This is a genomic window from Cupriavidus sp. SZY C1, assembly GCF_032190535.1.
GTDB lineage: Bacteria > Pseudomonadota > Gammaproteobacteria > Burkholderiales > Burkholderiaceae > Cupriavidus > Cupriavidus pauculus_C.
Genome location: NZ_JAUANU010000015.1, coordinates 145,120 through 166,158 on the forward strand (window position 1 = coordinate 145,120; position 21,039 = coordinate 166,158).

Annotated in this window: 18 protein-coding genes; 7 read left to right on the forward strand and 11 right to left on the reverse strand. The window is 68.4% G+C overall.

The features are described 5' to 3' along the window. Positions 1-25: 25 nt before the first annotated feature. The 4 genes from QTN24_RS21285 to QTN24_RS21300 all read left to right on the forward strand — a co-directional run bounded on the left by QTN24_RS21285 (position 26) and on the right by QTN24_RS21300 (position 3,499). Positions 26-1,156, forward strand: coding sequence for an alpha/beta fold hydrolase (locus QTN24_RS21285; RefSeq protein WP_313839590.1), 1,131 nt, complete (start codon positions 26-28; stop codon positions 1,154-1,156). Positions 1,157-1,282: 126 nt separating this feature from the next. After that, a complete protein-coding gene (locus tag QTN24_RS21290) occupies positions 1,283-2,269 on the forward strand; it encodes a Bug family tripartite tricarboxylate transporter substrate binding protein (protein ID WP_124685399.1) in 987 nt (328 codons plus the stop codon). A gap of 165 nt (positions 2,270-2,434) precedes the next feature. Then, entirely contained in the window at positions 2,435-2,800 is a 366-nt protein-coding gene (locus QTN24_RS21295) for a hypothetical protein (RefSeq protein WP_313839592.1), read from the forward strand. A 231-nt stretch (positions 2,801-3,031) separates the two neighbouring features. Next, positions 3,032-3,499: a BON domain-containing protein gene (locus tag QTN24_RS21300; RefSeq protein WP_313839594.1), complete on the forward strand. Its 468-nt coding sequence runs from the start codon at positions 3,032-3,034 to the stop codon at positions 3,497-3,499. Positions 3,500-3,702: 203 nt separating this feature from the next. On the opposite strand, the gene QTN24_RS21305 is transcribed toward QTN24_RS21300, so the two are convergent. The 6 genes from QTN24_RS21305 to ligD all read right to left on the reverse strand — a co-directional run bounded on the left by QTN24_RS21305 (position 3,703) and on the right by ligD (position 10,197). Beyond that, positions 3,703-4,854 carry a Ku protein gene (locus QTN24_RS21305; RefSeq protein WP_313839596.1) on the reverse strand — a complete coding sequence of 384 codons (1,152 nt, stop codon included), beginning with the start codon at positions 4,852-4,854 and terminating at the stop codon, positions 3,703-3,705. A gap of 12 nt (positions 4,855-4,866) precedes the next feature. Continuing rightward, on the reverse strand, positions 4,867-5,007 hold the full coding sequence (locus QTN24_RS21310; RefSeq protein ID WP_172966134.1) for a hypothetical protein: 141 nt from the start codon (positions 5,005-5,007) through the stop codon (positions 4,867-4,869). Between the two features lie 27 nt (positions 5,008-5,034). Further along, positions 5,035-7,038, reverse strand: a complete 2,004-nt coding sequence (locus QTN24_RS21315) for a response regulator (RefSeq protein WP_124685396.1) — start codon at positions 7,036-7,038, stop codon at positions 5,035-5,037. Next, entirely contained in the window at positions 7,035-7,244 is a 210-nt protein-coding gene (locus QTN24_RS21320) for a hypothetical protein (RefSeq protein WP_313839601.1), read from the reverse strand. The genes QTN24_RS21315 and QTN24_RS21320 overlap by 4 nt, the downstream gene beginning before the upstream one ends. After that, positions 7,241-7,402: a hypothetical protein gene (locus QTN24_RS21325; RefSeq protein ID WP_313839602.1), complete on the reverse strand. Its 162-nt coding sequence runs from the start codon at positions 7,400-7,402 to the stop codon at positions 7,241-7,243. Before QTN24_RS21325 ends, QTN24_RS21320 begins: the two co-directional genes overlap by 4 nt. 146 nt (positions 7,403-7,548) lie before the next feature. Beyond that, positions 7,549-10,197 (reverse strand): DNA ligase D, encoded by a 2,649-nt coding sequence (gene ligD / locus QTN24_RS21330; protein WP_313839603.1) that lies wholly within the window; start codon positions 10,195-10,197, stop codon positions 7,549-7,551. 242 nt (positions 10,198-10,439) lie between these two features. Here ligD and QTN24_RS21335 point away from each other — a divergent pair, with 242 nt between their 5' ends. Continuing rightward, positions 10,440-11,441: an SDR family oxidoreductase gene (locus tag QTN24_RS21335; RefSeq protein ID WP_313839605.1), complete on the forward strand. Its 1,002-nt coding sequence runs from the start codon at positions 10,440-10,442 to the stop codon at positions 11,439-11,441. Between the two features lie 23 nt (positions 11,442-11,464). Here the strand turns inward: QTN24_RS21335 and QTN24_RS21340 are convergent, their stop codons facing one another. The 3 genes from QTN24_RS21340 to QTN24_RS21350 all read right to left on the reverse strand — a co-directional run bounded on the left by QTN24_RS21340 (position 11,465) and on the right by QTN24_RS21350 (position 14,007). Beyond that, complete coding sequence (locus QTN24_RS21340; RefSeq protein WP_313839606.1) at positions 11,465-12,259, reverse strand: SDR family oxidoreductase; 795 nt, start codon at positions 12,257-12,259, stop codon at positions 11,465-11,467. A gap of 157 nt (positions 12,260-12,416) precedes the next feature. Beyond that, positions 12,417-12,548, reverse strand: coding sequence for an oxalate:formate antiporter (locus QTN24_RS21345; protein WP_124685392.1), 132 nt, complete (start codon positions 12,546-12,548; stop codon positions 12,417-12,419). Between the two features lie 31 nt (positions 12,549-12,579). After that, positions 12,580-14,007, reverse strand: coding sequence for an OFA family MFS transporter (locus tag QTN24_RS21350; RefSeq protein ID WP_124685391.1), 1,428 nt, complete (start codon positions 14,005-14,007; stop codon positions 12,580-12,582). 937 nt (positions 14,008-14,944) lie between these two features. Here QTN24_RS21350 and QTN24_RS21355 point away from each other — a divergent pair. After that, positions 14,945-16,936, forward strand: coding sequence for a PhoX family protein (locus QTN24_RS21355; protein ID WP_124685390.1), 1,992 nt, complete (start codon positions 14,945-14,947; stop codon positions 16,934-16,936). Positions 16,937-17,008: 72 nt separating this feature from the next. Here the strand turns inward: QTN24_RS21355 and QTN24_RS21360 are convergent, their stop codons facing one another. Together QTN24_RS21360 and QTN24_RS21365 are read right to left on the reverse strand one after the other, a co-directional pair. Then, complete coding sequence (locus tag QTN24_RS21360; RefSeq protein WP_253700259.1) at positions 17,009-18,052, reverse strand: BamA/TamA family outer membrane protein; 1,044 nt, start codon at positions 18,050-18,052, stop codon at positions 17,009-17,011. Positions 18,053-18,380: 328 nt separating this feature from the next. Continuing rightward, positions 18,381-19,514 carry a 3-deoxy-7-phosphoheptulonate synthase gene (locus QTN24_RS21365; RefSeq protein WP_313839612.1) on the reverse strand — a complete coding sequence of 378 codons (1,134 nt, stop codon included), beginning with the start codon at positions 19,512-19,514 and terminating at the stop codon, positions 18,381-18,383. 176 nt (positions 19,515-19,690) lie between these two features. Here QTN24_RS21365 and QTN24_RS21370 point away from each other — a divergent pair, with 176 nt between their 5' ends. Next, positions 19,691-20,773 carry a mechanosensitive ion channel family protein gene (locus QTN24_RS21370; protein ID WP_124685387.1) on the forward strand — a complete coding sequence of 361 codons (1,083 nt, stop codon included), beginning with the start codon at positions 19,691-19,693 and terminating at the stop codon, positions 20,771-20,773. The last annotated feature ends 266 nt before the right edge of the window (positions 20,774-21,039 follow it).

Sequence of the window (21,039 nt, forward strand, 5' to 3'; positions counted from 1 at the left end):
ATACCGACAACGACAGGAGACGCCCATGCTTCGCCAACCCCGCATCCGACCGATTCCGGCCGTGGCGCTCGCCGCCGTGGTGGCCGTCACCGCGCTGGCCGGCTGCGCGAACCGGTCCGCCAGCCCCTCGGCAGGCGCGTCCGCAAGCCCGTCCGCTGCGGCCAGGCCGCAATGGCAGCGCGTGCACCTGGGCACGGGCGCCGGCTACGACTTCCCGGTCTATGCCAACCACGCGCTCGGCGGCGACCTGCGCGGCATCCGCGAGGTGGTGTTCGTCCAGCACGGGCTGCAGCGCAATGGTGACGACTACTACGAAGCCGGCGCGGCGCTGCTCAAGGCCAGCGGCCGGAATCCGGACGAGGTGCTGCTGATCGCGCCGAACTTCCCCGGCACGCCGGACGCGGCCAAGCGCTTCGACAACATGCCGGTGTGGACGGTGCAGGGCTGGATCGGCGGCGAGGACGCGGTGTCGGGGCCCGGCGCCGGTGTGAGCTCGCTGCAGGTGCTGGACGATCTGCTGGCCTACGTCACCGACCGCCAGCGGCTGCCGATGGTCCGCAAGGTCACCGTGGCCGGCCATTCGGGCGGCGCGCAGATCGTGCACCGCTACGCGGTGCTCAACAACGTGGACGAGAAGGTGCGCGCGTCGGGCATCGACCTGCGCTACGTGGTGGCCAATCCGTCGTCGTACCTGTACTTCACGCCGGACCGGCCCGTGGCGCCCGACTACCGGCGCTTTGCGCCGTACAGCACCGCCACCTGCGCCGATTACGACAAGTACCGCTACGGCATGCGCGACATGGTGGCGTACGCCCGGGGCGCGGACGGCATGACGCTCTATCGGCGCTACATGCAGCGGCAGGTGACGTACCTGGTGGGCAGCGAGGACAACGACCCGAACCATCGCGTGCTGGACAAGGCGTGCGGCGCCGAGGCCGAAGGCCCCACGCGGCTGCAGCGCGCGCGGGCGTACTGGCGCTACGAGCAGGTGCTGGCGGGGCCGGGGCAGGCCAGCGCGCACCGGTCGATGGAGGTGGTGGGCGTGGGCCACGACCAGGCGCGCATGTTCGGATCGCAATGCGGCGCGCAGGCCGTCTTCGGCATGGACCCGGCCGCCAACGCCAGCGGCGCCGCCTGCCGCGCGCCGCAGCCCTGAGCGGCTGTCCCGAGTACCCGGCGCCGGGTGCCATCGCGGCCCGGGCCGGGTGGGTTTGTCCGGGCGGCGGGCGCGGACGGGCGGTGCTACGATGCGCGCAGCCTTTCGTCCAGTCTTGCCGCCTTCATGTCTGTTCCCGTCCGCCGGCGCCTCACGGCCGCATTGCTGATGCTGCCGCTGGCGCGCCCCTGGCCATCCGCCCACGCCGCCGCGCCGCTGCACCTGCTGGTGGGCTATGGCGCGGGCGGCGGCGCGGACCACGTGGCGCGCATCGTGGCCGACAGCCTGTCCGCCGATGGCGAGCCGGTGATCGTCGACAACCGCCCCGGTGCGGCCGGGCAGATCGCCATGCACGAGGCGGCGCGCGCGGGCAATGAACGGCCCACGCTGCTGCTGGGCACGGTGGGCTCGGTCAGCATCGGTCCACTGCTGGCTGGCACGCCCGAAGCGCCGGCGCGTCCGCTGCATCCGCTGGCCATCGTCGCCAGTACCCCCCATGTCCTGCTGATCGCCGGCGACGGCACGCGCGCCCGTGCCGACGATGCCCGCGCGCGGCTGCTTGGCCTGATTGCCGAGGCGCGCCGCCGGCCGGGCGAGATCGCATACGCGTCGCTGGGGGTCCATTCCAGCGCCCACCTGGTGGGCGAACTGATGTGCCGGCAGGCGGGCGTCTCGATGGCGCACGTGCCGTACCCAGGCAGCGCACGGGCGCTGGTGGACCTGCAAGGCGGCCATGTGGCGGTGCTGGTCAGCACGCTGCAGGCCGCGCTGCCGCTGATGCGGCAGGGCCGGGTGCGCGCGCTGGCGGTTACCGGCAAGTCGCGCAGCCCGCTGGCACCGGCCGTGCCGACCTTCGCCGAATCGGGCATCGACGGCATGGGGCAGGACGCGTGGTACGGCGTGCTGGCATCGTCCGGCATCCCCGAACCGCGCCGCGCCGCGCTGTCCGACAGGCTGACCCGCGTGCTGCGCGACCCGTCATTGCGCCAGCGCCTGGCCCAGGACGGCGCCGAACCGCTGAGCCTGACCGGCCCGCAGGCCGTGGACTACCTGGACCGGCAACGCGAGGTATGGCGCCAGGCGATCGCGGCGGTGTCGGGGCGGTTGGGGTGAGCCATCACGCAAGAAGCCGGAACACCCTTGCGGATGTTCCGGCCGGTGGGCCCGCTCCTGTGAGGCACGCCTTGACTTCAGGCGTGATGTGACAACCGTGGAGATGTCACTGCGGGGCCCGGAAAGCCGTGCGTGTGGGCACGCGGGTTACTGGCGGTCCTTCTGTTGTTGCTGCTGCTGGGAACCTTGCTGGCCCTGCTGCGAACCACCTTGCTGACCACCCATGCCGCTTTCCTGCTGGGGCTGGCCGGACCCTTTGTCCTGGTTGCCCATCTGGCCGCCGCCTTGCTGACGCTGTTGGTCCTGGCCGCCTTGCTGCTGGTTTCCGCGCTGGCCGGACTGCTGCTCTTGCTGCTTCTGTCCCGGTTGGGATTGGCTACCTTGTTGGCCACCTTGGCCTTGCTGCTGTCCCATTGCTGTCTCCAAGTCGCGCGGCGGGGGGTGCCGCATGGAGGATTGAGCAATGCGCGTGCCACGGCCGGCAGGCGTCGGCAATGTGGGGCGTATGGCATCTGCGGGCTGCAAACGTAGCGGATGCGCGACTTGCAGTGGCTGGGGCGGGCCTTCCCGATTTACAACGGATGCATGCTTTTCATACGCCGGCGCGGCGGCCGGCATGCCCAAAACCTTGCCGGGCCGCGCCAGCAAAGGCTTTGCCGCTTTGGAACACTCCTTGCAAGTGATGAATACCGGTGTCCGTGCGGACACCACGCGAAAAGCTTGATTCATCGCGATTCAAACGCTAACAAGGAGAAAAGGGCCATGACCCACGCTGTAAAGACGCTTCGCATTGCCACGATGATTGCCGCGCTTGCCACGGCGGGCGGCGCCTATGCGCTGGACAACGGCGGCTTCATGAAGGTTGCCGATGCCACGGGCAGCACCGTGACGCAGGCGAATCCGACCAATACGCCGTCGGGCATGCCGGGCCGTTCGGACGGCGACAAGGAAAAGCTGCCGGCGGCCACGTCGGGCGCGAAGGTTGACGCGAACGTCGACAATGCCAAGCAGGCGGTGACCGACAGCGCGCTGACCACCAAGGTCAAGACGAAGCTGCTGGCGACGAAGGACCTGAAGTCCACCGGCATCCACGTCAAGACCAAGGATCGCGTGGTGAACCTGACGGGATCGGTGCCGAGCGCCGAACAGCGGCAGATGGCCGTGGAAACGGTGCGGTCGGTGGAGGGCGTGAGCTCGGTCGACGACCACCTGAAGGTGTCGGCGCGCTAAGCAGGCGCCATGCCGCATGACCGGCCACGCCCGATGGCGCGGCCGACCTCGAAGATGAATGGAGGTACAGGTTTTCTGGCCAGCGGATTGACAGACTGACTGACCCAACCGGTTGATGATGCGCGGCGACCCTGGTCGCCCCTGCGCTGAGCCGCGACTCTCCCACGTGTCGCGGCTCTTTTTCTTTGGGAGGGCGGGCGAGGCTAGGCGGCCTTGCGGCGCTGGGCGGCCGTGGCCGGGGTCTTCTTGCTGGCGCGCTTGGTCGCTGGCTTGGTTGTCGGCTTGGTTGCCGACTTGCTTGACTGCTTGCCGGCCGGCTTTGTGGCGCCGGCCTTGGCCGAAGCCTTTGAGGTCTTTGCCGACGTCTTCGCGGAAGTCTTGGCCGAAGCCTTGCCCGCCGATGTCTTCGACGTCCTGGCCGACGCTTTCGCCGACGTTTTCGCCGATGTCTTCGCCGAAGCCTTGCCCGACGCCTTCGCCGCCGCCCGCCGCGACCCCTTGCGCGGCGCCGCGTCGCTGTCGTTGGCGATCCCGTCCACCCTGTCGCCGCCACGCTTCCCGCGTGCGCCCAGGCTCTGCTTGAGCAGCGCCATCATGTCGATGACCTTGGCGCCCTTGCCGGTGCCGGCGGCCGGCTCGTCCGACGCCGGCGTCAGCAGGTGGGTCTTGCCGGCCTTGACCTTGTCGTGGATGCGCGCGAGCAGGTCTTCGCGGTAGGTGTCGTGGTACTGCTCGGGCTTGAAGTCCTCGCTCATGTCTTCCACGAGCTTGGTCGCCATCTGCACCTCGCGCGGGCTGGCCGTGTTCTTCTTGCCGCCGGGCAGGCTCAGTTCGGCCACGGGCACCACCTCGTCGGCAAAGCGCATCGTGTTCAGCACCAGCGCCTTGCCGGCCACCATCAGCGCGGCCAGGTGCTGGCGGTTGCGCAGCACCACCAGCGCCAGCGCGGCGCGGCCGGTCTTGCGCATGGTCTCGTGCAGCAGCGCGTAGCCGCGCTCGCCGCGCTTGTCCGGCTCCAGGTAGTACGGCGTGTCGAAGAAATAGGGCGGAATGGCGGCCGCGTCGACAAAGCTGACGATGTCCACCGTTTGCGTGGCCTCGACGTTGGCCTGCCGGAAATCCTCGTCGCTCAGCACCACGTACTCGTCCTTCTCGTACTCGTAGCCCTTGACGATGTCGTCGCGCTCCACGGGCTTGCCCGTGTGCTTGTTGATGCGCTGGTAGCCCACCGGGGCCATGTCGCGCTTGTCGAGCAGGTCCAGGTCCAGCGAATGCGTGCGCGACGCGGGCTTGACGGCGATGGGGATGTTCACCAGCCCGAAGCTGATGGCGCCCTTCCAGATGGCACGGGACATGGCGACGCCCGGCTAGGCCGCGCGCTGCGGCGGGGGCGGCGGCATGTCGCCCGGGGGCGGGTCGTTCACCGGCTCCGGCGTGTTGTCGGGCGGCTCGGGCGGCGGCATCTCCGGCTTCGGGGGCGTGATGTCGGGTTCGGGGGTGATGTGCATGGTGTTCCTCGTCCAGGCGCTCGGCGGTCAGGCGTCCAGCTCGTCCAGCAGCCGCGTGAGCGCGTTGAGATCCGCCGGCTTGACCAGGTGCAGGTCAAAGCCGGCGGCACGGGTGCGGCGCCGGTCGTCGGGCTGGCCGAAACCGGTCAGCGCCACCAGCCGCGCGTTGCGCAGCTCGGGAATCTCGCGCAGCCGGCGGGCGGTCTCGAAGCCGTCCATCGTCGGCATGCCCAGGTCCAGCAGCACCACGTCCGGCCGCACGCTGGCGGCGCGGTCGATGGCGCTCTGGCCGTCGGCCGCGGTCACCACGGTGTGGCCCAGCGTTTCCAGCGTCATCGTCATCGCTTCCAGCGCGTCGACGTTGTCGTCGACCAGCATGATCGTGTGCGTGGCCGACGACTGCGCGCGCGTCTTGCCGCTGGTCGGGTGCCAGTTCTGCCACGGCTCCACGGGCAGTTCCACCGTGAACGTGCTGCCCAGGTTGCGGCCCGGGCTTTCGGCGCTGACACGGCCGCCGTGCAGCGTCACCAGCTTCTGCACCAGCGTCAGGCCGATGCCGGGGCCCTCGCGTGCCGCAAAGTTGTCGGGGTCGGTAAAGGCGTCCTGCGGCACCGGCGGCCGGTCGTCGTGCTCGCCGCCCGCGGCGCCATCGGCCGCGCCCACCTCGGGCGCCAGCGGATCGAACAGCTGGCGCTGCAGCGCTGGCGACAGGCCGTTGCCGTTGTCGCGCACGCGCACGAACACCTTGCCGTCCGATACGGTGGCCTCCACCGTGATCTGGCCGCCTTCGGGCGTGTACTTGGCCGCGTTGTGCAGCAGGTTGGCAAAGATCTGGGTCAGCCGGACCATGTCGCCGCGCACCGGCAGCGGCTGCTCCGGCAGCGACAGCCGCAGCGTGTGCTGGCGCGATTCCAGCAGCGGCCGCACCGTTTCGACGGCCGTGTTCAGCGCGCCGCGCAGTTCCACCAGGTCGCGCCGCAGCGTGATCTTGCCCTGGTTGAAGCGCGACACGTCCAGCAGTTCGTCGACCAGCCGGGTCAGGTGATGAAGCTGGCGGCCGATGATGTCGCGGGCGCGGAACATGTCCTCGCGCGACGGCGAGAACTGCTGCAGCAGGTCCACCGCGCTGCGCATCGGCGCCAGCGGGTTGCGCAGCTCATGCGCCAGCATCGCCAGGAATTCGTCCTTGCGGCGTTCCTCGTTGTACAGCGTGCGTTCGGCGCGGTTGTGGCGCGTCACGTCCTGGCAGATGCCGGCCACGCGCAGGCAGCGGCCGTCGGCGCCCCGTACCGGGAACGCCCGCATGTGGACTTCGCGGATTTCGCCGTTGGGGCGTTCGAGCTGAAAGCCGGCGTCAAGCCGGCCGTCGCGCAGCATGCTCTGCCATTCGGCTTCCATGCGCGGGCGATCCTCGGGCGAGACCCATTGCAGCCACTGCGTCGGGTCCTGCTTGACGATGTCGGCCGGCCGGCCCCACAGCGCCTCGAAGGCCGGGCTGACGAACAGGAAGCGCTGGGCGGCCGGATCGAGGATCCAGACCACGTCGGCCAGTGCCTCGGCCAGCTGGCGGAACAGGTCTTCGTTCTCGTGCAGCGCCTCGGATGTGCGGCGGTAGGCATCCTCGGCGCCGCGCATGCGCAGCAGCGCGTTGATGTTCGAGATCAGCTCCTCGGGCTCCACCGGCTCCACCAGCAGGCTGTCGGCGCCGCTATCCAGCGCCTGCACCCGGCGGTGCGAATCGGTCACCCCGGGGGAGGTCAGCAGCACCATGGTCCGGGCGGTCTGCGGATCGCTCTTGATCAGACGGCAGACGTCGAGCCCGTCGATGTCGGAAAGCTGGCCCGACAGCAGCACGAGGTCTGGCGCGTGCTGGCGCACCAGCGACAGCGCTGCCTGGCCGTCGGAGGCTTCCAGGACGGAAAACTCGGCACGGTTCAGGATGCGGCTCTTGACGTAGCGCGGCCCCTCGCGGCCCTCGACGTTGAGGACCAGCGGGCGGCGCGTCGGATGGGGCACGGTCGAAGCGTTCATGGCTGGCAGGCGGCAAGCGGCGCCGCTTTGGTAATGGCGGAATCTGAAGCGATCAGGGCACGAAGCGGCACGGCGCCATCCCCTGCAAACCGGGCAAGTGGCGCCAAACGATCCTGAATTGTAGTTTTTACCTGCATTCCACCCATGGCATTTGTATTTTCGACGTAACGTCCCGAAGGCCCGACGGGCCCGTTCATCCACTTCATGGCGCCACCGCGCCATGCGGCGCGCGCAGCCAGGCGGCACCGGCATCGGCCGGCGAAGCCAGCATCCAAGCCAGTGCCAGCATCAACACGCCGATGACGGCGCGCTGCCAGAATTCGCTCGAATACCAGGGATCGGGGTCTTGTCTCATCGGTTCCATCAGCTCTCGGCGGCCCTTTTCGGCCGTGTTCTGGGAGCATCGTGGCAAGAACCGTGCCGCTTATGGCCAAGCGGCTGACAGACGGACGCCTACAGCGCGCCGCGCGCGCCATGGCGTGGGGGATACACGGGCGGCGGGGGCTGGTTTCAGCCGTCGCCGAGCAGCTTGCGGGCGCGCGTCAGTGTCTGGCGAACCTTGTCGTGGCCGGCCCAGGGGTCGTGACGGGCCAGTTCGGCCAGCCGGTCTTCGACGTTGGCGATGGTCCAGTGGGCGGCGCCGGTCAGGTCGTCCAGCTCATCCCAGCTCACCGGGATCGAGACGCCCAGGCCGGGCCGGGCGCGCGCCGAAAACGCGGCCGCCGTGGTAGCGCCGACACCGTTGCGCAGGTAATCGATGAAAATCTTGCCAACGCGGTTGCGGGGGCCGCTCTTTGCTACAAAGCGGTCCGGAATCGTCCTGGCCATGTGATTCACCACGTCCTGCGAGAAATCGCGCACCTCGTCCCAGCCGGCCCGCGCGGCCAGCGGCACCACCACGTGCAGGCCCTTGCCGCCGCTGGTCTTCAGAAAGCCCTGCAGGCCCAGTTCGTCGAGCATGGCCTTGACCAGCGTGGCGGCTTCCTGGATCTCGCGCCAGGTCACGCCCTCGCCGGGGTCGATGTCGAACACGATCTGGTCCGGCTTGCCGATATTGCGCGCCAGCGCGTTCCAGGTGTGGAATTCCACGACGTTTAGCTGCGCGGCCTCGACGATGGCGTCGGCGCCGGTGATCTCCAGCAGCGGCGGGTGGCCGGGCCAGAGCGCCGGGTCCAGCGCCCGCACGCCTTTCAGCTTCAGCGTGTCGCCGTGGCGCTGGAAGAACTGCTCGCCGTCGATGCCGGCCGGCGCCCGCACCAGCGCCAGCGGCCGGCCCTTCAGGTGCGGCAGCATCAGTGCAGCGGCGCGGGCGTAATAGGTGACCAGGTCGCCCTTGGTCAGCCCGGTGGATTTGTCGATCACGCGGTCCGCATGGCTGACGGCCACGTTGCCGATGGCGGTCTTGCCGGACGTCTTGCGGCCGGTTGCCGTCTTTGCGGCTGCCTTGGCCGCCGTCTTTGTCCCCGCGTTGGCCGCCGCCTGCGGCGCCTTGTCGGCGGGCTTGGCCGGCTTCTCCAGCGTCACGGCGGATGCCGGCTTGTCCGTGCGCAGTGCATGGAAGACCGAGTGGCGGATGCGGCCCTCGCGGGTCCAGGCGCCAAACGTGACCTCGGCCACCAGCTTGGGCTTGACCCAGTGGCCCTTGATGCCGCGCGGCAGCGGGTCGAACGGGGTCTTGTCGGCGGCCAGCCCGTCCAGCTGCTTGCGCAGCGCGTCCAGCATGGCCGTGTCGAAGCCGGTGCCCACGTTGCCCACGTAGCGCAGCTTGCCGTCCGGATCGTGCAGGCCCAGCAGCAGCGACCCCAGCCCGTTGCGGCTGCCCTTGGGATCGGTGTAGCCGCCGATCACGAATTCCTGGCGGTTCTGGCACTTGAGCTTGATCCACGTGCCGGCGCGCGTGCTGACGTACGGCGCATCGGCGCGCTTGCCGATGATGCCTTCGAGCTTCATGCGGCAGGCCGCGTCCAGCATGTCTTTCGGGTCGCCCTCGAAGTTGTCGCTGAAGCGCACCCGGCCGGACTTGTGGTCGGCCAGCAGCCGGTACAGCAGCGCGCGGCGCTCGGCCAGCGGCACGGCGCGCAGATCGTGGCCGGCGTAGTAGGGCAGGTCGAACGCGTAGAACTGGATGGCCTCGGCGTGGGCGGTCTCGAAGGCGTTCTGCAGTGCCTGGAAATCGGTGATGCCCTGGGCGTCCACGACCACGATCTCGCCGTCGAGCCAGCCGTCGGGCCAGCCGAGCCCGGCAATCTCGGCCGCCAGCGGACGCAGTTTCGACGTCCAGTCGTGCCCGTTGCGCGTGAACAGCCGCACGTCGTCGCCGTCGATGCGGGCCACGATGCGGTAGCCATCGAACTTGATCTCGTACTGCCACGCGGTGGGGTCGGCCGGCGGGGCTTCGACCAGGGTGGCCAGTTGCGGCGTCAGCGCCAGCGGCAGCGCGGCCGGCTTCGCCTTTTCGGGCAGTTCGATGGCGGCGGTGCGCTTGCCGCGCGCGGGCTTGGCCTTGGCGTCGGCCTTGGCGGCGCCGGCTTTCTTCTTGCCCGGCCTGGCCGTGCCGGCCAGCACGCTGTCGGGCATGGCCTCGACCACGTCGAATTCGGACGCTGGCCGCGCAAAGGCGTCGCGCTCCTTGATCAGCAGCCAGGCGTTGTCGTCGCGCGCCTTGCGGCCGCCCATGCGCACCAGCGTCCAGTGGCCCTGCAGCTTTTCGCCGCGCAGTTCGAACTTGAGCTTGCCGGCGCGGTAGCCGGCCTCCGGGTCTTCGTCCGGAATCCAGACGCCCCGGTCCCAGACGATGACGGTGCCCGCGCCGTAATGGCCGGCCGGAATCACGCCCTCGAAATCGGCGTAGTCGAGCGGGTGGTCTTCCACATGCACGGCCATGCGCTTGTCGGCGGGGTCGAAGCTCGGGCCCTTGGGCACGGCCCAGCTCTTGAGCGTGCCGTCGAGCTCCAGCCGGAAGTCGTAGTGCAGCCGCCGGGCCGCGTGCTTCTGGATGACGAACGCGTGGGCGCCGTTGGCCGCCGCGCGGCGCCCGCGCGCGGTCTTGCCGCTGGGCTCGGGCGTGGCGCCGAAGTCGCGCATGTCCTGGTACTTGCCCAGGGCGGCGTCGGCCGGCTTGCGGGAGGCGGGGCGGGTGGCGGAGGCGGTCTTGGCCATGGCAGCGGGTGGTGGCGTATTGCGCGAAGCGCGCAAAGCGGGGTCCGTTCCAGCTTATGCAGCCCACGTCGCGTGCGAAAGCAGTAGCCGTCCTACATGGATGGCGGACTTTTTACCGCGTTTGTAAATCCTGGCCGGGATTGCTGCGGCGCACATCGGCGTCTCCCGCCGGCTGGCCGGGCACGGGATGTGCGACGTCACCCTGGCTTCGATCCCGATCCAACTCAGCCAAGAGAGGCAAGATGAAGACGCACAAGAAGGTGGGCTCGCAGGTCATCGTGCTGACCGGGGCCACGAGCGGCGTGGGGCTGGTGACGGCCCGCAAGGCGGCTGCCAGGGGGGCCAGGCTGGTACTGGTGGCGCGCGGCGAGGATGCGCTGCACAAGCTGGCCGAGGAACTGCGCGAGCATGGCACCGAGGTCATCACCGTGACCGCCGACGTGGGCCGGCACGAGGACGTGGCGCATGTCGCGCAGACGGCCATCGAGCGCTTTGGCGGCTTCGATACGTGGGTCAACAACGCCGGCGTGACGATCTTCGGCCGCCACGACGACGTGCCGCTGGAGGACCATCGCCGGCTGTTCGAGACGAACTACTGGGGCGTGGTGCATGGATCGCTGGCCGCCGTGGCGCACCTGCGGCAGGAGGGCGGGGCGATCATCAACATGGGCAGCGAGTCGTGCGACTGCCCGCTGCCGCTGCAGAGCGCCTACGCGGCGTCACAGCACGCGATCAAGGGGTTCACCGACACGCTGCGGCTGGAACTGGAGCAGGAAAAGGCGCCGGTCTCGGTCACGCTGATCAAGGCGGCGGCGCTCGATACGCCGATCGTCACCCACGCCAAGAACTTCCTGCACGTGGAGCCCCGGCAGGCGCCGCCGCTCTACGATCCGGCCATGGCGGCCGACGCGATCCTGTTTGCCGCCGAGCATCCGCGCCGCGACATGTTCGTGGGTGCCGCGGCCAAGGCGTTCTCGGCCGCGGCCTACCACGCGCCGCACACGTTCGACCGCTTCATGCGGCGCTTCATGGGCCGCGCGCAGCAGACCGACACGCCGGCCGGCCCGCGCGATGACAACGCGCTGCACGCGGCCGGCAACAGCCTGGTCGAGCGCGCCGGGGATCGCCGGGCGCTGAAGTCGTGCCCGTACACGGCATCCACGCGCCACCCGATCCTGGCGACGGCGCTGGTGCTGGGCGCCTCGGCGGCCATGGCGGCCATGATGCGCCACCGGCGCAGCTAGCCGATGGCGGCTCCCCCGCGCCGTCAGATGATCGTATCGACCACGCCGCCGTCGACGCGCAACGCCGCGCCGGTGGTGGCCGACGCCTGCCTGGAGCACGCGTAGACGATCATGCTGGCCACCTCGTCGACGCTGGCGGCGCGCTGGATCAGCGACGAACTGCGGTGGGCCTTGACGAAGTCGGCGGCCACGGCCTCGGCCGACTTGCCGGTGCGCGCGATCTCGTCCTTGAGCATCGCCTCCACGCCCTCGGACAGCGTGGGGCCGGGCAGCACCGCGTTCACGGTCACGCCGGTGCCGGCCAGCCGCTTGGCCAGCCCGCGCGACACGGCCAGCTGGGCGGTCTTGGTGAAGCCGTAGTGGATCATCTCCACCGGGATGTTGATGCCCGATTCGGACGCCACGAACACGATGCGGCCCCACTGGCGCCGGACCATGCCCGGCGCATAGGCGCGCGACAGCCGCACGCCGGACAGCACGTTGACCTCGAAGAAGCGCGACCATTCGCTGTCCGGGATGTCGAAGAAGTCCTGCGGCTGGAAGATGCCCAGGTTGTTGACGAGGATGTCGACGTCGGGATGCGCCTTGACCAGCGCGTCGGCCACGGTGGCGTCCACGAGGTCGCCGGCAAAGCCGATGGCGTCGGCCTGGGGCAGGGCGGACTGCAGCGTGTCGATGGCCTTGTCGACGCTGGCCTGGCTGCGGCCGTTGACGATCACGCGCGCGCCCGATTCGGCCAGGCCACGCGCGGTGGCAAAGCCGATGCCGGCCGTGGAACCAGTCACCAGGGCGGTCTTGCCCGACAGATCGATCTTCATGTGTGCTCCGGAGGGGTAGGGTGGAGGGTACGGCCCGTCCAGTGTAGGAAGCGGGGCGCATGGCGCCAAGGCGCGTCGCCGGAATGCTGCGTTCCGGCGGCGCAGGCAAAAAAAAGGCCGCGAACGTGTCGCGGCCTTTCTGCGTGCGGGTGGGCGCTTACTGGAACAGCTTGAGCGCCTGGGTGATCGTGTTGGACACGCCCCACACCAGCGGGATCAGCACGTAGAGCCAGAAGACGGCCAGCAGGCCCTTGTTGGTCGGATGTGCGTTCAGGTTCTGGTTTTGCATTCGAAGGACTCCTTGTCGCGGGGGCGGCCGGTCAGTGGGCCGCGCCGGCGCTGGCGCCAAGGCGGGCCACGTCGGCATCGCTCATGTGGTGCTTGGCATTCACGCGCGACACCAGCAGGTTGCAGAGGAAGCCGACCACCAGCAGCGCGGCCATGATGTGCAGCGTCATCGCATAGGCTTGCGCGCCGGTCACGCCGTGCGCCACCTGGTATTCGCGGATGTAGTTCACGAGCACCGGGCCGGCAATGCCGGCGGCGGCCCAGGCGGTCAGCAGGCGGCCGTGGATGCCGCCCACGAAGGCCGTGCCGAACATGTCGGCCAGGTAGGCCGGGATGGTGGCAAAGCCGCCGCCGTACATCGACATGATCACGCAGTAGCCCAGCACGAACAGCGCGATGTTGCCGCTGGCGCCCAGTTGCGGCACCAGCCAGTACAGCACGGCGCCCAGCGCGAAGAACACGAAGTAGGTGTTCTTGCGGCCGATCCAGTCCGACGACGACGCCCAGAAGAAGCGGCCGCCCATGTTGAACAGCGACAGCAGGCCCACGAAGCCGGCCGCGGCGGCCGGGGTAACGCTGCCCTTGAAGCTTTCCTGGATCAGCAGCGACGCCTGGCCGAGCACGCCGATGCCGGCGGTCACGTTCAGGAACAGCACCAGCCACAGCAGGTAGAACTGCGGGGTCTTCAGCGCTTCGTCGATGTGCACGTGGTTGCGCGTGATCATCTTGTTTTCGACCACGGGCGGGGTCCAGCCTTCCGGCTTCCAGCCGGGCGGCGGGACGCGGATGGCCAGCGAGCCGATGGCCATCGAGATGAAGTAGCCCACGCCCATGACCAGGAAGGTCTGGGTCACGCCCACCGAGGTGGCGCTCTTGAAGTAGTTCATCAGCGCCACGGACAGCGGCGCGGCGATCATCGCGCCGCCGCCAAAGCCCATGATGGCCATGCCGGTGGCCATGCCGCGGCGGTCCGGGAACCAGCGGATCAGCGTGGACACGGGCGACACGTAGCCCAGGCCCAGCCCGATGCCGCCGAGCACGCCGTAGCCCAGGTACAGCAGCACGATCTGGTGCGTGTAGACGCCCAGCGCCGAGATCAGGAAGCCGCCGCCAAAGCAGCAGGCCGCCGTGAACATCGTCCTGCGCGGGCCAACGCGCTCCAGCCATTTACCGGCGAACGCGGCCGAAATGCCCAGGAAGAAAATCGCCAGCGAGAAGATCCAGCCCAGCGTGGTCAGCTTCCAGTCGTCCGGCGCCGATTCGGTAATGCCGATGACCTTGGACAGCGGTGCATTGAACACCGAGAAGGCATAGGCCTGGCCGATACAGAGGTGAACCGCCAGCGCGGCGGGCGGGACCATCCAGCGGGAAAATCCCGGCTTGGCGTAGGTCGCTTCCTTGGAAAAGAACGGCGCCGGCCCGCGGGACGGGTTGCCGCCATCATTGATGACACTGCTCATTGGACTTTCTCCAGTCGTGGATCCTCGGTAATCCGCCCATGCAGTCTGGCGCGTCCGCCGGTCTGGTCGGCCGTCGGTGACCCCGTCACACCCCGGGTCGGATTACCTCCAGAGGTTGTGCGCCGGACCGGGCTTTGGGAGGCGTTATTGCCCGGTCGTGGCGACGGTTGCTACGAGGTTGCTACAAAACGGACAGGCGGAATCGGGCGCGCGGACGCGCGCCGGCGGGACCCGGCAAGGCGGGGCATGAGGGCGGCTGGAGACGCGGTGCGTCCCGGAATGGATCGGTTCATTGTTTTTCCGGCTGGGGCGAACAATATATGCTCGGATTTGCATATATTGCCGTGGAAAATATTATGCGCAGAACCATAGCCGTCCAGATTGACGACTTCAATAGGCTAAAGATGACATATTCCCGGCCGGCCTGAATTTCTGGTGCTGATGAGAAAAAATCCGCAGTGGTTTGGTTTTCTCCGTTTGATTTTCACCACACTCGGGCAGCCCGGAGGGCGGACATCGTCGCGCGTTGCTGGCTGACTCCATGTCCGGACAGGCTGTCATGAAACCGACATGGCCGGTCTCTACGATCGGTTTCCGTGGCGGTTCCTCTGCCATGAAAGGCCAAGCCGGTAGAACCAGTAATGGGGTGCAACGCGCGACATAGTGGGTGTCGCACGGACCGGCGCATTGATGCGCTGCGGCCAGCACCTGGCTGCGGCGTTTTTTTCCCTCCTCCGCGATTCTCGTGGCCCGACCTGCAGCCATGCAAGTGCCTGCGGGATGTGTGCCATTCACGCCGTCTTCAACCTGTTGTCATAAACGACACCTAGCATTCGTTCCCGCGTGCTTTGTGCCGCCAACCTCACAGGGGCCTGAACCGTCCGCGCCAGTCCGGCGCCGGTCGCGTTCGATAACTATCAGACGGGAAACTTTCCAGATGTACGAGAAACCTGATGCTTCGCGCCGCAAGGCACTGAAATTCCTGGCCGGCGCTCCGATGCTGCCGCTGGGCCTGGCTTCCACCTCGCTGCTGGCCGGCTGCGGCGGCGACGACGATACCCCGCCGCCCGCCACGACCACGCCGGGCGGTGGCACGACCACCCCGCCGACCGTGACGCCGACGTTTGCCTCGGCCGAGTTCACGAGCATGCCGGCCCCGGCGCTGAGCAACCCGGCCTCGATGGCCACCACGACGGTGGGCTCCAGCCTGACCGTGAAGCTCAGCGACGGCACCAGCCAGACGTACAAGCTGGCCTACCAGCCGTTCTTCATCACCGGCGACATGGTCCCGGACGGCAAGGGCGGCCAGATCCTGGCCGGCGGCTACTACAACATCAACAACAGCCCGATCATCGATCCGTCGGTGTCGAAGCAGTTCTTCTCGGATTCGCCGGACGGCACGTCGTTGCTGAAGGTGGAAGGCGCCAAGGTCGACGGCGTCAAGGGCAACCCGGTCTTTGCCGTGGTCCAGTTCGAGTACACCACGTGGGACGCGGTCAAGGTCAAGGACATGTACGGCCGCCTGCCGTCGCCGATCGCCGTGCTGACGCTGGACCAGGACCCGAACACCGGCAAGCTGACGCTGGTGAAGTACCACAACGTCGATACCTCGGGCGCCAACGGCCTGTGGATTACCTGCGGCGCCAGCCTGTCGCCGTGGAACACGCACCTGTCGAGCGAGGAGTACGAGCCGGACGCCCGTACCGCCGCCACGAACCAGCAGTGCATCGACTTTGCCGCCAACCTGTACGGCACGGCGTCGGTCCCGTTCAACCCGTACCTGTACGGCCACCTGCCGGAAGTCACGGTCAAGCCGGACGGTACCGCTTCGATCAAGAAGCACTACTGCCTGGGCCGCATCTCGCACGAGCTGGTGCAGGTGATGCCGGACAACCGCACGGTGCTGATGGGCGACGACGCCACCAACAGCGGCCTGTTCATGTTCGTGGCCGACGTGGAGAAGGACCTGTCGGCCGGCACGCTGTACGTGGCCAAGGTTGGCACGGGCTTCTCGGTGGACCCGGCTGCCGCCGGCGCCGACCTCACCTGGATCAAGCTGGGCCACGCCACGAGCGCGCAGGTCGAAGCCTGGGCCAAGTCGCACACGTTTGCCGACATCATGGACTTCTCGGCCACCGACCCGGCCGACACGACGTACACGAAGATCATGTACAGCGGCGCGGCCCAGTGGGTGCGCGTCAAGGCCGGCAAGGAACTGGTTGCCGCGTTCCTGGAAACCCACCGCTACGCGGCCCTGAAGGGCGGCAGCATGGGCTTCACCAAGATGGAAGGCACGACGGTCAACATCAAGGACAAGATCGCCTACTCGGCGCTGCAGAACATCGTCGACTCGATGGTCGTCAACAACACGGCCAAGGGCTGGTATGCCGAGAGCAACATCGGCGTGCCGGCGGCCGTGAACTCGGGCGGCGTGATGCAGCACAAGCTGGCCGGCGGCCAGGCCGACACGACCGGCGCGGCCATCAACAGCGAATGGGTGCCGGTGCATACCAAGGCGCTGCTGGTGGGCAAGGACATCACGGCCGACGCGCTGGGCAACACGTCCGACCCGGAAACCATCGGCAACCCGGACAACCTCAAGTTCTCCGAGAAGCTGCGCACGCTGTTCATCGGTGAAGACAGCAGCCGCCACACCAACAACTTCCTGTGGGCGTACAACGTCGACACGAAGAAGCTGTCGCGCCTGCTGTCGGTGCCGGCTGGCGGCGAATCCACGGGCCTGCATGCCGTGGACGAGCTCAACGGCTGGACGTACATCATGAGCAACTTCCAGCACGCCGGCGACGGCATCAAGACGCAGGTCAAGACCGCCGTCGAGCCGCTGGTGTTCGCCAACTACAAGAACGGCCTGGGCGCCGCGGTGGGCTACCTGACCGCCGACCCGACGAGCATGAAGCTGGGCAAGTAATCCCCGGCCCTCCGGGGCTGGCAGGGCGCCGCGGGCCGAAGGGTCCGCGGCGCCTTTTTTCGTTGGGCGGCGTCAGAACGCCTCGTTGATCTGGAAGTAGGCGCCCTTGGTGTTGCTGCCCACGCCCACGTCGAAGCGCACGTTCACGCGCGGCTTGAACTCGAACCGGTAGCCCACGCCGACGTTCGGCAGCCAGTGCGCCGACGCCAGCGCGCCCGGGTTTCCGGCGATGGCGCCGGTGCCGGCCCAGAACACCATCCCCTGCCGCCCGGCGATATGCCAGCGGTATTCCACCTGCGCCGTCAGCAGCGCCTTGTCGCGGTACTGGCCCATGAAGTAGCCGCGCATGCGCCGGCTGTCGCCAAGCTTGGACATCATGCTCCATGGCACATCGCCCCAGTTGAACTTGCCGTAGACGTCGAAGGCCAGCACGTCACGGTCGCGCATGCGGAAGTATCGGTCGTAGGTAATCTCCAGCGTCTCGAAGTCGTTGTCGCTGCCAATGGCGCGCCGGTAGACCGTGCCGTTGAGCAGCAGCGCCTGGCCCCGGTACGGGTTGGGCAGGAAGTCGCGCGTGTCGTACGAGAAATGGGCCGTCAGGCCGCTGCTCAGCACGCGCGTGCCGTGCGGGTCGGTGGCCAGCGCGCTGTCGGCGCCGCGCTGCAACTGGGCGGCGTTGTCGTACTCGAAGTCGTAGCCGCCGCCGATGTAGACGTTGGGCCGCACCCGCACCATCATGCGCGGCTGGATCACCACGCCGCGCCGCGTGTAGTCCTCCTTGTTGGCCGGGTTGGCCGCCTTGTCGTAGCCGATGCCCCAGTACGCGGTGGGCATGTTGATCAGGCCGCCGCTGAAGACGAAGCGGTAGCTGTCGTCGGCAAAGAAGGTGTTGTTGTCCACGCCAATGCCCACGGCGCCGGTGGTGGTCAGGAAACCGGTCAGCGTGAGCGTGGAAAGCTGCGTGTCTTTCTCGGCGTTCTTCGGCTTGTACAGGCCGATGGCGGCCGCGCCCACGCCAAATCCCATCTCAGGGTTGTAGAACGGCCCCGGCAGCACGCCCCAGTCGATGCCGTGGCTAAGGTCCACCTCTTTCGACGCGCCCAGCTTGTTCAGCATGCGGTCGATCCAGCCCGGCTGCGCGGCCCCGGCTGGCGGCCCGGCAGGATCGGTGGCTGCGGTGGCTGCGGTGGGTGCTGCGGGTTGGTCAGCATCTGCGCCACGAGCCGGCGGCGTGGCCAGCACGGCGCAGGCGGCCGCCAGCAAGGCGAGGGGCAGGGGAGAGGGCAGGGCGGCGCGCATATCGTCGGGACGGAAGCCGCCGCGCGGGACGGCCGGGCCTTCGAATGTTCGTCCATCGGCGGCCCGGCCCGAAGTGAATGTTTTCGTTGGCTGCGTTTAGGCGAAGGCGCACGCCGCCCCGGCGCCGCCGCCTGTGGCGCACCGGTTACTTCGCGGCGCGGCGCTGGCGCACGGCCTGGCTCAGCGTCTCCAGCACGGCCACCGAGTCGTCCCAGCCGATGCAGGCATCGGTGATGCTCTGCCCGTAGGTCAGGTTGCAGGGGTCGTGCGTGCCCGGGGTGAACTTCTGCGCGCCGGGCAGCAGGTGGCTTTCCACCATCACGCCGAAGATCGACGCGCTGCCGCCGCCCACCTGCTTCGCCACGTCCGCCGCCACGTCGATCTGGCGCTGGTGCTGCTTGCTGCTGTTGGCGTGGCTGCAGTCGACCATCAGCGCGTGCCCCAGCCCGGCCGTCTCCAGCTCCCGGCACGCGGTGGCCACCGAATCGGCATCGTAGTTCGGCGCCTTGCCGCCGCGCAGGATCACGTGGCAGTCGGGGTTGCCCTTGGTATGGACGGTGGCCACCTGGCCGTTCTTGTGCACGCCCAGGAAATGGTGCGGGCGCGACGCGGCCTGGATGGCGTCGATGGCGATGCGGATATTGCCATCGGTGCCGTTCTTGAAGCCGATTGGCGCCGAGATGCCCGAGGCCAGCTCGCGGTGCACCTGGCTCTCGGTGGTGCGCGCGCCGATGGCGCCCCAGCAGATCAGGTCGCCGATGTACTGCGGCGAGATCACGTCCAGAAACTCGCCGGCGGCCGGCAGGCCCAGCCGGTTGATGTCCAGCAGCAGGCTGCGCGCGATGCGCAGGCCCTCGTCGATACGGTAGCTTTCGTCCAGGTACGGGTCGTTGATCAGCCCCTTCCAGCCCACCGTGGTGCGCGGCTTCTCGAAATAGACGCGCATCACCACCTCCAGCGTGTCGGCATAGTGCGCGCGCTGGGCCAGCAGCCGCCGCGCGTATTCCAGCGCGGCCTGCGGGTCGTGGATGGAGCAGGGGCCCATGATCACCAGCAGGCGGTCGTCGTGGCCGTGCAGGATGCGCGAGATGCGCTGGCGCGTCTGCGTGACCAGCGCCTCTACCGGCGTGCCGCGGATCGGGAAGAAGCGGATCAGGTGCTCGGGCGGCGGCAGCGGGATGATGTCCTCGACATGGGCGTCGTCGGTCACGCTGGTGCGGTCGGGCGGCGCCTGCCAGCCCTCGGCGATGGTCGGCGGCGACTTCTGTGGATCGGTCATGGCAGGCTCCTGGGGGATCGGGTAAGGCGGCAGTGGGCTGCCGGCGGATGGCCGAGATTCTAATGGACCCCGGCCCCGGCCGCCGCCGGACGGCCCCCGGTTGGGAACCTTTTCCGGCGGCGGGGCGTCGCTATAGGCATCTTTCGAATAATGCGCACAGATCGAGGGTTTTGCACATGGACATGGCAATCGTGGTAAGGCATCCCTGGTTCGGCACGGCGATGGGCGCCGTGGCGGCCATCCTGCTCGGGCTGCTGGCACACCGGCTGGGCGGGCTGCTGCTGTTGCGGATGACGCGGCATACGCCGGTGCTGCACATGATGGTGCTCAAGGCGCGCGCGCCGGCCAAGGCCGTGGTGCCGCTGGTGCTGCTGCAGACCACGTGGCAGGCCGCGCCGGACCAGCTGCCGTGGATCGACAGCTTCCGGCACCTGAACGGGCTGCTGCTGATCGTGGCCGTGACGTGGCTCGTGGTGCGGATCATCGCCGGCTTTGCGCAGGGCATCCTGGACCAGCACCCGGTCAACGTCGCGGACAACATCGCCGCGCGCCGCATCCACACGCAGACCCGCGTGATTTCGCGGATCGCGATGACGCTGGTGATCGTGATTGGCGTGTCCATGCTGCTGATGACGTTTCCGGGCGCGCGGCAGGTGGGCGCCAGCCTGCTGGCATCAGCCGGCGTGGTCGGCCTGATCGCCGGTTTCGCGGCCAAGCCCGTGTTCAGCAACATGATCGCTGGGCTGCAACTGGCGCTGACGCAGCCGCTACGGCTGGACGATGTGCTGATCGTCGAGGGCGAATGGGGCCGCGTGGAGGAAATCACCAGCACCTACGTGGTGCTGCAGATCTGGGACGAGCGGCGGCTGATCATCCCGCTGCAGTACTTCATCGAGAAGCCGTTCCAGAACTGGACGCGCAACAGCGCCCAGATCATGGGATCGGTGTTCTTCCACGTCGACTACAGCATGCCGCTGGCGCCGTTGCGCGAGGCGCTGGAGCGCATCGTCAAGTCGCGGCCCGAGTGGGACGGCCGCTTCTTCAACCTGGTGGTCAGCGATACCACCCAGACGACCATGCAGCTCCGCGTGCTGTGCACGGCCGCGTCGTCCGGCCTGGCCTGGGACCTGCGCTGCGCCGTGCGCGAGGGTCTGATCGACTTCATGCAGCGCGAATACCCGCAGGGCCTGCCGAAGCTGCGGATCGAAGGGGATGCCGCGCCCGCCACCCCGGCCGGCCCACTGGCCGCCACGCCCTGATGCGCGCCGGCATGGTGCACCGCAAAAAATCAGACGATGACTGACACGGGCGTGGGGCCGGGGGCGCTACAGTCGTCGGCAGGTTGTAGCGACCCTTCCGGCCCGAACCATCTCCAGTGGCGGGCTATTTTTTTTGTTTTCCGGCAGAAGCGGTGGGTGTCTGACGGCCGGTCAGACGGCCGACGTCCCCCTGCCCAATGATTGAAGTCAAGCGGCGTTTATTCTGGCCCACGAAGCGATTCAAAACCGCGTAACGTCCCGCTCCG

Bases quoted from the DNA above. Each gene is read 5' to 3' on its own strand.
- QTN24_RS21320 (WP_313839601.1), bottom strand. From the start codon at position 7,244: ATGAAGTGGATGAACGGGCCCGTCGGGCCTTCGGGACGTTACGTCGAA.
- QTN24_RS21285 (WP_313839590.1), top strand. From the start codon at position 26: ATGCTTCGCCAACCCCGCATCCGACCGATTCCGGCCGTGGCGCTCGCC.
- QTN24_RS21315 (WP_124685396.1), bottom strand. From the start codon at position 7,038: ATGAACGCTTCGACCGTGCCCCATCCGACGCGCCGCCCGCTGGTCCTC.
- QTN24_RS21305 (WP_313839596.1), bottom strand. From the start codon at position 4,854: ATGTCCCGTGCCATCTGGAAGGGCGCCATCAGCTTCGGGCTGGTGAAC.
- QTN24_RS21290 (WP_124685399.1), top strand. From the start codon at position 1,283: ATGTCTGTTCCCGTCCGCCGGCGCCTCACGGCCGCATTGCTGATGCTG.
- QTN24_RS21335 (WP_313839605.1), top strand. From the start codon at position 10,440: ATGAAGACGCACAAGAAGGTGGGCTCGCAGGTCATCGTGCTGACCGGG.
- QTN24_RS21355 (WP_124685390.1), top strand. From the start codon at position 14,945: ATGTACGAGAAACCTGATGCTTCGCGCCGCAAGGCACTGAAATTCCTG.
- QTN24_RS21325 (WP_313839602.1), bottom strand. From the start codon at position 7,402: ATGGAACCGATGAGACAAGACCCCGATCCCTGGTATTCGAGCGAATTC.
- QTN24_RS21310 (WP_172966134.1), bottom strand. From the start codon at position 5,007: ATGCACATCACCCCCGAACCCGACATCACGCCCCCGAAGCCGGAGATG.
- QTN24_RS21360 (WP_253700259.1), bottom strand. From the start codon at position 18,052: ATGCTGAACAAGCTGGGCGCGTCGAAAGAGGTGGACCTTAGCCACGGC.
- QTN24_RS21300 (WP_313839594.1), top strand. From the start codon at position 3,032: ATGACCCACGCTGTAAAGACGCTTCGCATTGCCACGATGATTGCCGCG.
- QTN24_RS21345 (WP_124685392.1), bottom strand. From the start codon at position 12,548: ATGCAAAACCAGAACCTGAACGCACATCCGACCAACAAGGGCCTGCTG.
- ligD (WP_313839603.1), bottom strand. From the start codon at position 10,197: ATGGCCAAGACCGCCTCCGCCACCCGCCCCGCCTCCCGCAAGCCGGCC.
- QTN24_RS21350 (WP_124685391.1), bottom strand. From the start codon at position 14,007: ATGAGCAGTGTCATCAATGATGGCGGCAACCCGTCCCGCGGGCCGGCG.
- QTN24_RS21340 (WP_313839606.1), bottom strand. From the start codon at position 12,259: ATGAAGATCGATCTGTCGGGCAAGACCGCCCTGGTGACTGGTTCCACG.
- QTN24_RS21370 (WP_124685387.1), top strand. From the start codon at position 19,691: ATGGACATGGCAATCGTGGTAAGGCATCCCTGGTTCGGCACGGCGATG.
- QTN24_RS21365 (WP_313839612.1), bottom strand. From the start codon at position 19,514: ATGACCGATCCACAGAAGTCGCCGCCGACCATCGCCGAGGGCTGGCAG.